This is a genomic window from Spiroplasma sp. Moj (genome assembly GCF_016082285.1).
Classification (GTDB): Bacteria; Bacillota_I; Bacilli_A; order Mycoplasmatales; family Mycoplasmataceae; genus Spiroplasma; species Spiroplasma phoeniceum.
In genome coordinates this window covers 1-12521 of the sequence record NZ_MQTY02000022.1, presented here as the reverse complement: position 1 = coordinate 12521, position 12521 = coordinate 1, and the positions used below count along the sequence as shown (strand labels likewise).

The following is a 12521-nucleotide window of genomic DNA, read 5'->3' as shown; positions in this document are numbered from 1 at the left end:
AGTATCTTTTTAAAAATATTTACAAATATTTTAATAGGTTATGCAAGAAGTCTATTGTATAATTGTAGTTCGGCGATTATCTGGTATTATTCCAAGATTAATGTTGTTTCTATTATCAAATAATACATAAGAATAATTATTTTTATTTGAATTACTTGTAACAGGATTAAGATTATAAAAAATTGAATTACCTACTTGAATTTCAATATCAGGATCTGTTTCAAAAGTTACTCAAATAAAATTATTTTCTGAGAAACTATTATTTTCTAATGTTTCTCGCAATACAATTTGTGCTTGATTATTTAATAATCTGTTAATGGTTATATCATTTCTATTAATATTTCTATTTAAACGAACAACTTGGTCTAAAATATTTTCTTCGCTATTTGTAGGAATTTTTCCTAATTTAGTATTTTTTATTAATTTTGGTAAAAATTTATCATTACTTTCTCTTTTCTTTCTTTTGCAATTTTCTATATCATTTTTTTCATAACTACTAGCAGCAATAACAGTTTGCATTGTAGTTCCACTGATAGTTAATACACATAATAAACTTAGTAATTTTTTCATTTTGTATTTCCTTTCTGAAATTGTGATAATTTTGTTATGTTGCTAAATTAATAATTGATAAATTTTTAATATAAAATAATACTATCATTAAAAATCAATTAAATAAAAAAATATTTTTTTCTATAGTTACTTCGCTATTAAATTATTAATGATGATAAGCGATACTAATATTTTTTGGTTTAATTTGTAATGAATAACTTAATTCTTTCATAATTGCTTCATTAATTTCAACTGTTAAATCATTTAGGTTTTCTTTTGCCATTACTTTTCCACTAATATAAATATGCAATAATGAATTATCAATCATCCGACATTCAACTTTATCTGCAAAATATTGGTGAGTCATATCACGGATTGCATATAAAATAATCTTTTTAATTGTTAATAAACTAACAACAATTGTCCCACGATGATTATTTTCAATTGTTAATTCATTAAAATTATTATTCATCTTCAATCTCTCCTTTTATGAATTGTTAAAATTAAGCTCGTCCGGAATATTTTCCATCACTAGTTGAAACAGTAATAACTTCTCCTTCTTTAATAAACAACGGAACCTGTAATTCTCAGCCAGTTTCTAGCACTGCTTTTTTCATTGCACCAGAACTAGTATCACCTTTTACTGCTGCTTCTGCCTCAGTAACTGTTAGATCGACCTTATCTGGTAAAATAATTCCCAATACTTCACCATCATATTTGGTAACAGAAGCCATTACTCCTTNTTTTAAAAANNTTTTTTCTCAAACTAAATTAGTTGAGGGAATTTCTAATTGCTCATAAGTTTGCGTATCCATAAAAATGACATTNGTACCATCATCATATAAATATTGCANTTCAACCTTATCAATCATTGCTTTTTCAACTTTATCACCACCAGTGAAAGTAATATTTGTAGTTGCATTNCTACGCAAATTTTTAACTTTTGTTTTAACATGTGCTTGCCCACGACCAGATTTTGAATGTTGTGCTTCAATTACTACGTAAATATTACCCTCATATTGAAACGTTAATCCTNGGCGGAAATCGTTTACACTANNNATCATCTTCTTCCTTTTCTATTGTTCGTAGTTTAATTATATCGTAATTTTAAACAGATAGTTATTAAAATCAATAAAAAGGAGAAAATTTCTTTTAAACAAATTTTCTCCAAATATTTTAATTTTATAAAATTGTAAGGTAACCTAAATATTAATACGATTTTCACCACGATATCGATTTGANGTTGATAACGCCTTAATAATANCATAATCAGTTGTTTTAGTAATTGCAAAATGACGGGGTGAGAAATAAAATGTTGGATTTAAAATAGCAAAATAAGCCATCATATTCTCAACTGGTAAGGCTTTTAACACTTTCGCTTCATAATTAAATGTAATGGTATCTAATGCAAGTGGTTGGGTTTGATATAATGTTATCGAAATAATATCAGTTTTATCTGCAAAATGGATACTATTCTTATTAGCAATAATTTGTACTCATAATAATGCTGTCTTTGCACTGCCACTTGCTAGTGGTTGTCAAGGTAAATCAGTTCACGATTTTGAAATGCCATCCTTGTCATAATAAATAAATTTTAATTCCGCATTTGGAATTTCACCATGATATTCGTTTGTTTCTAATGCATCATAAACTGCATTTTGAAATATCGTTTCAGTTACTTTTGTGGTTGGTTGTTGTGTTTCAAAAACAAAAATTAAAGCTAATTCACTTTTAAATAAAGATAACGAAATTTTACTACGATCACGCGTTTCCATTCTAACACAACTGACAACAGTCGCAGGAACACTACTAATAACCATTAAAGCCGTAAAAGATGTTAACAACTTTTTCATATTAATAATCTTCCCTAAACGCCGCATAATCAGTTTGAATAATTGCTAATTGTTGTTGATAACGTTTTTCAATAATTTGTCGTTCTTGTGTCGTTAGTAAGTACGGATTTAAAACCATTCCTCAATGTTTATATTTTGAACTACCATACCCAATTGTAACTTGTGTTCGTGGTGTTACATATGAAATTCGAATTTGATATGATCCATTTGGAACATAAACTGGAATAAACATAAAATTAGTATAAATAGCATTAAATTCAACCTCGGCAAAACCTCGATAACGATAAGCTAAGCTAACGGGATCAGTAATTTCATCACTTGCCGCAATTTGGTTAGTATAATTTTTAAAAACATTATAAAAATTTTCAATTGCTGTTGTATTTTTTAAAAGATTTCAATATGGATTATTCAATTGATCCTTAACTGTTGCATAGTCTGGTGCAATGTTATTCGTTAATTTTAGGTCACTAAAAATCCGTGAAGTTCCAAAATAATATTGTAAATCACCACCTAAGGAAAAGGTATATAAGTAAGTATATGGATCAGCATAATCTGGTGATCATCTTCCTGCTTGCATATCTCAATCGGCTTTTTTACGACGGGTTTCATATTCTGTAGCATCAACAGTAATATCTGGAATAATTTTAATTACACCATTTTCAGCGTTAAATGAGTCAATCATATTCAATAAAAATTTATTAATTGTTAATGTGTATGCTCCATTCATTAAAAAGCGAAATTCAACTTGTGAAGCACCAATATTTGTTTGTAATCAAGTGCGAATATCATTTAAAATATTATCATCATTTTTTAATAAATCTTTGTTATGATATAAAGCATCACTACCATCTTTTAATAGTTGGCTGGCAGCCATTGCATTACCATCTAAAAAATGGTTTGCATATGCTTCTTCAACATATGACGCATAATCAACATCCCCATTATAAACAAAATAACGTGCAGTATAAACATTTCGTAAAAACTTGGAAGTTGGTGAATCATCTAGGGCTTCGGAATAATATTTAACAAATTTACTACGGTCTAGTTGGGTTGCTAAATATTTTCGAACTTTATCATATTGTAACGCCTTACTTGCATTTAATGCTTGCTTAGCACGAACTGGGTTTGAATTTAAAATATCACTATTCGCATAATTATGAATAATTGTATATGTTGTTGGATCAGGATTAATAATACTTGATGCACCACTAAAAATTGGATTAGCAGGATTAGAACCAACATATTTCTTTCAACCATTACTATCTGTTGGTTCAACTAGAAAATCATTAACATCACCTGATTCAAATAAAACACGTTCACGCGAAACATCATTATTTGCTAAATAAGTATAATTTAATTTATCAATGTATGTTAATTTGGAATGTCGATAAGAAGGGTTTTTTCGCAATAAAATTTGTGAAGTTGAACTATATTTTTCAACTAAATATGCTCCTGAATACCAAATATTTTTATAATTGGTCCCATAATTATAACCTTGTAGTAACGCCTTTTTTGGTAATGGTGCAAAAGCTAAATAAGTCATTAAAGTATCAAAATATTCTGCTGACTTTGTTAATTTAATGGTAATTTCATCATCAGCCTCATTAATTGTCATTCCTAATTTTTTTCAAATTGGATCATTATAATAATCTGGTTGATAATTACCTGCCTGAAAATACTCTCAAATTTCTTGTGCCCCACTAATAAAAGTTCGTCATATTCCTGATGTTGCCGATAAATTCTTTGGAAATAAAACAAACTTAGCAGTATTAATAATATCACTAGCTTTAACTTGCCGTTGAAAATTACCTTGATAATCAAATCATTTTGCTTGTGGTGAAATTTTATATTTTCATTCACTTTGATCAGCATTAGGAATTCCAACATATTTTGATGTTTTATCTTTTTGCTCAGCAAGATCACCAAAACTACGATTATATTTATCAGTTGCTACTAATGTTCCAAGAACATCAGCTAAAATTTTATTATCTTCAATTAACATTGTTGATGCACTTGATCATGATGTTAAGGGGAATTTAAAAATAGAACGAAAAACATTATCGGTAATTAAACGATTTGCTAACAAATCTAAACTAATTCCACATGAAACAACTAATGGTGTTACTGTTGTTATTGCCATAAAACTAGCAAAAAATGCCAATTTCTTTTTAAACATCGTTACCCCTCCTTTTTGCCAACTGCCATAGCAAGTTTAGCTTTTGCTGCAGCAATTTCACGTGAATTCCCAAATAAATAGTGCCCCGTTTTAATTTCAGTAAACTCTGGTAAATCAAATAAGTAATCTCAATGTTCTTTTTCTGGTTCATAGATAAAATGAACTTTTTCTTTTTCATAATTTGGATTAGGTAACGGAATTGCTGATAATAATGCACGCGTATATGGATGTAATGGATTAGTAAATAATTCTTCAGCGTTTGCTAATTCAACAAGTTGACCATGATAAATAACAGCAATTCGGTCAGCAATAAACCGAACAACCGATAAATCATGGGCAACAAAAATATAAGTTAAATTATATTGTTGTTGAAATTTTTTTAATAAGTTTAAAACTTGGGCTCTAATTGAAACATCTAATGCTGAAATTGGTTCATCAGCAATAATAAATTGTGGTTTCATAATTAATGCCCGAGCAATACCAATTCGTTGTCGTTGTCCTCCTGAAAATTCATGTGAATAACGTGATAAATGTTCTGGTAATAATCCAACCTTTTTTAAAATGTTTAAAATTAAGAAATGTTTAACATCACGATCTTTAATTTGCTCTAACTTTAATGGTTTTTCATTTTTTCCTAAATTATTATTATAATAAGTTAAATATAACTGGCGAGCAGTATCATTTTGATATAATTCAGGAAAATTTGTTAATCCTTCTCCAATAATTTCTTCAACTGAAATTCGATCGTTTAATGACGAAGATGGATCTTGAAAAATCATTTGAATTTTTTTCTTTTGTAAACGATTTTCTCGCCTTGTGGGTAATTTAAACAATTCCGCATTTTTAACAATTTCATCAATTAATGGTAAATCTAATAAATCTAATAAACGATTAGAAGCAATAATGTCCGATTCTGAAGTTTTATACTTCTTACCTACTCATTGATAATATAATTTAATTGTTGTTTGATCACGAAAAACCCCATGTCGTGCTAAATATGATAAATCAGCAAGCATCATTTGTTGTTGTTCTACTGTTGCACTTTTCTTAATCAAAATCATTAATCCTTCTTTTCATTCATTATTTGGTAATGTTGCTAAACTTGTTTTCAAATTAGACGTGGTTGCTAATTCATTTAATGTCTTTGCCATATCTGTTGTTGCAATTTTTATCATTAAAGCACTGGTTTGATATGCTTGCTGTAAGACAATAATTGCTTGTGGATTTGTTTGCGATTCTAATTTCAATTTTTGTAATTCCTGTAAATATGTCTTTTCAAAATCATTTTTAAAAACATTAAAACGTTTATTATAACTTAAAATATATTTTTTTCGTTTTCCCTTCGGAACAAAAAGAATAAAAACTGCCCGTTGATTTTTATGTAAAAAATGAATTTCATTTAACAATTTAGTATGAATTGATAATAAATTTGCTAATTGTTCAAAAGAAGCATCATAATATTTTTGTGTTTGTTCTAATACAAGGTTTTCTTTTAGAGCATTACGATTTTCTTCTAATTTTAAAAGAACTTTATAAATTTGATGCCCTAATAAAATATTTCCTTCAATAATTTCAATATTTCCGCGAACACGACCTTTGATTTCTTCTTCTAGGGCAAGAGATAATGATGGAATTCATTCATGCAAATTATCCATAAAACGAAAAATTCGTTGATAAGCTTTTAACATATCTTTTAATAAAATTAAATTATGTTCATACATTTCTTTTACTAATGTAAAATGATTGTTACTATGATTAAAATTTAGTAAATCAACTTTCTTTAATTCAAGGTCAGTTGTTATTAAATATTGCTTATTTGTATAGGATATTAATTCTTTTGTATTAACAACATATTTTTTATTTTCAAAATAACGATAATAACTAATTTTTAAATTATTAATATAGTTACTTAAATTTTTATTTAATAACATATTATTATTTCGTAATAATCGCAATTTTTCATTAATATCTAAATTAATTTTATATAATTGTGGTGGTTTTCCCCAAATCAAATGCTTATCCATATAAATGGTTCCATCTTTAATTGGTTGCACACCAGCAATGGCACGGCCAATTGTTGTCTTACCACTTCCCGACTCACCAACAATACTAAAAATTTCTCCACGGTAAATATCAAAACTTGCCCTTTTAACTGCATTTACTTTTTTATTTTTTTGGCGAAATTGAATTAACAAATCGCGAACCATAATAAACTGTTCTTGTTCGTTTTTGTTCATCTTAATCACCTACCTTTGTATCATTTTTAATTTGTTCTAACTGTTGTAATTGCTTTGGTTTTGTTACTTTTGCAGCTCGTGGATCTAATAGTCATGTTTTTGCATAATGTGTTTCACTTACTTTAAACATTGGTGGTTCTAATAAATAATCAATTTTCATCGCATGTTGATTACGAGGAGCAAATGGATCTCCGTATACTTTTGCATATAATGATGGTGGTGAACCATGAATTGAATAAAGGTCTTCCCCTTTTTGACCAAATTGTGGTAAAGAAGATAATAACGCTCAAGTATAAGGGTGCTTTGGATCAAAAAAGATATCATTCACTTTTCCATACTCAATAATCTGACCAGCATACATTACAGCAACCCGATCAGCAATATTTGCGACAACGCCTAAATCATGGGTAATAAAAATAACAGTAAATTTATATTCTTTTTGTAATGATTTAATTAAATCCAGAATTTGTGCTTGAATTGTAACATCTAAGGCTGTCGTTGGTTCATCACAAATTAAAACTTTTGGTTGACAAGCTAAAGCAATTGCAATAACTACCCGTTGGCGCATTCCACCCGAATACATTCCTGGAATATCATGATAACGCTTTTTAGCCTTTGGAATTCCAACTTTTTCTAGTAATTCAATTGCTGTTTTTTTTGCCATTGCTCGTGACATTTTACGATGTTTTCGTAATACTTCTGAAATTTGAAAGCCAACTGATAATAATGGATTTAACGATGTCATTGGATCTTGGAAAATTGTTGCTATTGTTGGACCACGTAATTTACTAATTTGTTTTGCCGCTTTTAATTTATTGATAAATTCAAAATTTTTAATTAAATTTCATTCTTCATATACATTAGAAAAATTAGCAGCATCCAATGGTTTTCCACTCGCCATTAACTGATTTAATTTGTTAATCCGATAGCGAATCCCATCGGTATAAGTTTTTTTACTAAAATAAGTTTGAATTTTACTAAATTCTGTTGGCAAAGGAATAATTTTTTGCTCAAAATAATTTTTTAAAAACTGAATATTTTTCCCTAATAATCGTTTTTCACTTCAAGTTAATTTTTTAATTTTGTCAATTTCATTCTTATAACCAACAATTCGATTTTGTAAAAATTCAATCTTTTTTTGTTTTAATTCAGGATTTAACAACATCTCTTGTTGATTTTTATATTCCTTTAATTGTGCATTAAGTTTTCCTATTTTATTATTAATTCGGTTTGAATGACTAAAACTAATTTGTTTTTTTAACATTTCAATTTTATTTTGTAAATCAATAATTGCTGTTTGCAAATTAGTTAATTCCAAATTATTAATTATTTTTATTTTTTGTGTTGTTCTAATAATTCGTTTTTTATTATACTTAATAATATTTTTTTGTAAGTTATTATCTAATAAAATTTTATGGAAATCAACTAAATGAACTGGTTTTCGAAAATACGCTAAATCATCCGCTAAAATATTTTTTGAAGGCGAATAAACAATTGAACCATTACTAATTCAGCCATTATTTTCTAACATATTAGTAAATGTTTTCGTCATAACTGACTTACCACTCCCCGACTCGCCAACAATTGCTAATGTTTCACCATCATAAATATCAAAAGAAATATTTCGAATAGCAGTTAAAACATTGGCACGAGTTTTAAATTTTATTATTAATTTTTTAATTGAAATAACAATTTCTTTTTCCATAAAGCAATATCTCCTTTTAATACGTTATTTTTATTTATAATGGTTTTTGGGGTCTAATGAGTCAGCAAATACTTTTCCGAATAAGAAAAATAAAACCGATGTTCCAGCAATAAAACAAATAGGAATAATTAATAAATGTGGATAATCTTGTCACTTACTAGATGCTAATACTTCATTTAAAATAAATCCTAATGTTGTATTTTCACGTCCTTGGACAAAACCAAAGTTAAAGTAATTTAATGTTGAATCAATTGCAATAGCCATTGGTACAGCAAAGGATGCTGTTTGAATAATTAATGGTAAAATTCGTGGCATAATATTTTTTGTCACAATTTTTGGTCCAGATGTTCCTAACATTTTTGAAGCAAGATTATATTCGGTATTTCGGACTAAAATAATTTGGACTCGGATAACCTCTGCCAAAGTAATTCAACTAGTAAGTGATACGGCAAAAATAATCACGGGCATTGTTTTACCTAAAGCAAAAATAATAATTAATCATAAAATTAGTGTTGGTACTAAATTTAAAAAGCGTGTAATTTCAATAAATAAAATATCAAATTTTTTATAAAATCCTCAAATTGAACCAACAATAACACCAATTAAAATTTGAATTAAGGCAATTATTAATGTAAATAATAAGGTTGTTCGCATTCCAATTCAAATTTTATCTCAATAATTCTCACCATTCATCCCCAGCCCAAATAAATAAGTTGCATTTGGAGCTAAAGGTTGTTGATAATTAGGAATTGGTAAATCAGCAGGTAATGGGTTCGCAACTTTACCAATTGGGACAATCGCTGTTAATAAGATAATTGCAAGTAATAATAATAAACAAACAATAAACGTTTTTTTAGTAATTAAAATTTGACCAACTACTTTTCAATAACGATATGATTTCGTTGAAATTCGTTCATTCTCTTCTAGTTGAGGACCAACAATTTCAAATAAACTTGGATCTAAATTATTAATATCATAACTTTGAAAATCAAGTAACTCTTCATCTGTAACTCTTCGCATCATTTTTTCTCCTCTCTTTATTTTGTTAATTTTACTCGTGGATCTAATATCGCCATCATAATATCGGCTATTAAACTAGTAACAATTCCAGCCGTTGCTGTTAATAGAATATATCCCATGACAACAAAGGAATCCTTGTTTCCAACACCCGAGACAATAAATTTACTCATCCCTGGAATTGCTCAATTTTGTTCAGCAAAGATACTTGCCCCAAAAATTGTTGTTACAAAAGCTGCTGGTAATAAACGAAAAATTCGAATCCCCGCATTACGGAAAATATGAATATAGAAAATATAACAATTAGTCATTCCTTTTGATAGGGCAAACTTAGTATAATCAGCAGTCATTTCATCAATAACATATCGTCTTGTATTAATAACAATTGGTGGTGTTATCATTAAAAAAATTGCAAATACTGGTCAAAATTTAGTATCAAAAGTTCCCGAACTAAATAAACCATGAGCATAAAAAACATTAATTGAAATTAAATAAATCCCTACGACTAAAACAACCGGTGGAATTGCTAAAAAGATAATTGACCCAGCATTAATGGTATTATCAACACCACGTTCTTTATTTTTTGCCGCAATGATTCCTAATGGCACACCAATTAAATAAGCTAATAACACTGCAACTGACCCAAAACCAAATGAATACGGAATTGCTCGTGCAAAGATATCTGACACTAATTCTCCTGGTTGTGCTACTGCTGTTGAAAAAACAACTCCTAAGTAAAATCATGTTGTAACTTTTTCACCAACTAATTCACCAGTTATTGGATCAAAAGCACTATTAATAATTATTGTTTTTTTAATAAAAGGCATAATATTTCGTAAATATGTTCCTAATTGACTTCAAATTGAGCCATATACTCCAAAAATTTTCATTCTTTGCTCCAATAAAGCATTATATTCTGGTGTACCTGGTAAAATATTTAATTTATCAATATCAATGTCTTTAATATAAATATCATCGGGAGTTACTAATCGCAATAAAATAAAAATTACACAAATTGCTAGCAATAAAGTAATAATTGCAAAAAAGATTCTTTTTAATGAATAACCTATTAATGGAAAACGATCAAAAAACTCCCGACAGTGATGATTAAAAATTGCCATTTTATATTTCATTTCAGTAAAAAGTGATGTTCGTTTATTTGCTTGTTGATAATCTAAATCAACATTAACAAACTTGTTATCATATTCTTTACTAATATCAAAATTGGTTTTAGAAATATCTTTCTCTTTTTTAATATTTTTCATATATTTTTTCCCTCCCTAGTTCTAAGGAAAAATAAAATGTCCCTTTTATCAAATTTTAATAAAATAATGTGCTTAAAATAACTTATTCAAAATAATGTACTTGATACAAAATATAATTTTATGTTATGTAATTATATTTTACTTTTTGTAAAAATACAATATAATTTAATAATAAATTTAAAAAATATTAATGTGAGGGAAATAATGGCAAAAAAGAAAAATATTTTTAAAGAATTACATCAATTAAAACGTGAAGAAAAAGAAATTCATGAAAAAGAAGTTAAAGAAATTGTTGAAGAAACATACCATAATCAAACAATAAAATTAGAAACTTATCAAAAATTAAAAAAAATTACTTGATACCATTATTTAATTGCTATTTTAACTAGTGCATTTTTACTTGGAATTAGTTTTTTATTAGGAATTTTTGCCTTTAAAGATATCAAAAAAACAGAATGAATTGTTGTTAGCTTCTTTGTTTTAATTTTATTAATCTGATTAATTTTAGGCTGATATAAAAATAAGCAAGCCGCAGCTTACTTTAATGATCATCGTCACCGTTACCAACCCACTTTAACTGACGAAGAAGCAATAATTAAAAAAACACGAAAAATATTATTAATCATTGCTGGAATATTATTAATTTCTTCAATAATTATCTTTTTTACTATTTAATTTATTTTTATAAAAATTAACCAACCTTAAATTCTAGCATCTGTAAAAATACAAAGTCACTATCATTAATAACTTGTTTACTGCTAGGTCTAATAAAGAAATTATAAGCAAAAGAATTATAACCAAAATTTATCGTATAAAAGGGAAAAAATGTTTTTAGTCATGGTCTAAATACTTCTACAACAAAAAAAACATTGCTTTTTGATTAAATTAATTTTATATTTTTGATTTCCGTGGTTATTTAGGTATATCTTGAACTTAGAATTTAAATCTCATTTATATTTTTCTTTAAAAAAATTAAAAATGGGTCTAAAAATTGGCGTAAAATCCTTTGTTTCTATTTTTTGCTCTCAAACACTAGCATTTTTAACTAATGCATCAAACTCATTTTGCCGCATCTTAAAAACCAAACGATAATTATCCTTCCATGTTTCTAATTTATAATAATGTCAAAAATCTATTACTATTTCCGCAAATTCCTGTAAATATAAATCAACTTTCTCTTTCCCAACTAAAACTCTAATTTTTGTTTTAAAAAATATTGCACTATTTGGTTTTGGAAATGGTAAATTTTCAATTCTACTTTGGTTTGGCTTAAAATTGTATAGAATGCTCCTTATATAATAATCACCATCTGTTGGCATATTTTTTTTATAAAATTTTAAAAAGTTTTCTACTGTCAATTTTTTCTCAGGATACCCCTCTCCCGCTCAAGCCAACACAGACTCACTTTCATATAAGTGACTCGTAATATAAAAGAATTTATTATTCATATTATTTGTCAGGGTTGAGCGAACATTATCATAAAATTTAATTTCTTCCTTTTTTAGTTTTTCTTTANTAGACTTCTTGCATAATCTAGTTATTTTAAAATTCCTATAAAATATATTTAAAATAGAAATTATAGGAATCTAAAATTATGAAATTTGATAAATTTGATTTTATTAATGATAAAGAATTATTCCGATTAACAGGAATAAAACAAGCCACTTTTAATAAAATGTTGTGAAAACCATATACATTTTAGACCACTGATTTAGTCTT

Annotated in this window: 11 protein-coding genes; 1 reads left to right on the top strand and 10 read right to left on the bottom strand. The window is 27.3% G+C overall.

The window, feature by feature from the left end; all coding sequences use genetic code 4:
- Nucleotides 1–51: 51 nt before the first annotated feature.
- The 9 genes from BST80_RS01910 to oppB all read right to left on the bottom strand — a co-directional run bounded on the left by BST80_RS01910 (nt 52) and on the right by oppB (nt 10802).
- A complete protein-coding gene (locus BST80_RS01910) occupies nt 52–570 on the bottom strand; it encodes a hypothetical protein (RefSeq protein WP_415745717.1) in 519 nt (172 codons plus the stop codon).
- Nucleotides 571–715: 145 nt separating this feature from the next.
- The gene (locus BST80_RS01905) at nt 716–1021 is read right to left on the bottom strand and encodes an MMB_0454 family protein (RefSeq protein WP_353486614.1); all 306 of its coding nucleotides are present in this window, start codon (nt 1019–1021) and stop codon (nt 716–718) included.
- Nucleotides 1022–1052: 31 nt separating this feature from the next.
- Complete coding sequence (efp, locus tag BST80_RS01900) at nt 1053–1613, bottom strand: elongation factor P (protein WP_415745716.1); 561 nt, start codon at nt 1611–1613, stop codon at nt 1053–1055.
- A 138-nt stretch (nt 1614–1751) separates the two neighbouring features.
- Nucleotides 1752–2402, bottom strand: a complete 651-nt coding sequence (locus tag BST80_RS01895; RefSeq protein WP_415745715.1) for a hypothetical protein — start codon at nt 2400–2402, stop codon at nt 1752–1754.
- A 1-nt stretch (nt 2403) separates the two neighbouring features.
- Entirely contained in the window at nt 2404–4578 is a 2175-nt protein-coding gene (locus BST80_RS01890) for an ABC transporter substrate-binding protein (RefSeq protein ID WP_415745714.1), read from the bottom strand.
- A gap of 2 nt (nt 4579–4580) precedes the next feature.
- Nucleotides 4581–6815, bottom strand: a complete 2235-nt coding sequence (oppF, locus tag BST80_RS01885; protein ID WP_415745713.1) for an oligopeptide ABC transporter ATP-binding protein OppF — start codon at nt 6813–6815, stop codon at nt 4581–4583.
- Nucleotide 6816: 1 nt separating this feature from the next.
- Entirely contained in the window at nt 6817–8520 is a 1704-nt protein-coding gene (oppD, locus tag BST80_RS01880) for an oligopeptide ABC transporter ATP-binding protein OppD (protein ID WP_415745712.1), read from the bottom strand.
- 30 nt (nt 8521–8550) lie between these two features.
- Nucleotides 8551–9543, bottom strand: coding sequence for an oligopeptide ABC transporter permease OppC (gene oppC / locus BST80_RS01875; protein WP_415745711.1), 993 nt, complete (start codon nt 9541–9543; stop codon nt 8551–8553).
- A 14-nt stretch (nt 9544–9557) separates the two neighbouring features.
- Nucleotides 9558–10802, bottom strand: a complete 1245-nt coding sequence (oppB, locus tag BST80_RS01870) for an oligopeptide ABC transporter permease OppB (protein ID WP_415745710.1) — start codon at nt 10800–10802, stop codon at nt 9558–9560.
- A 204-nt stretch (nt 10803–11006) separates the two neighbouring features.
- On the opposite strand from oppB, the gene BST80_RS01865 reads away from it, so the two are divergent.
- Entirely contained in the window at nt 11007–11477 is a 471-nt protein-coding gene (locus BST80_RS01865; protein WP_415745709.1) for a hypothetical protein, read from the top strand.
- 167 nt (nt 11478–11644) lie between these two features.
- On the opposite strand, the gene BST80_RS01860 is transcribed toward BST80_RS01865, so the two are convergent.
- On the bottom strand, nt 11645–12196 hold the full coding sequence (locus BST80_RS01860) for a hypothetical protein (protein WP_415745708.1): 552 nt from the start codon (nt 12194–12196) through the stop codon (nt 11645–11647).
- Between the last annotated feature and the right edge of the window lie 325 nt (nt 12197–12521).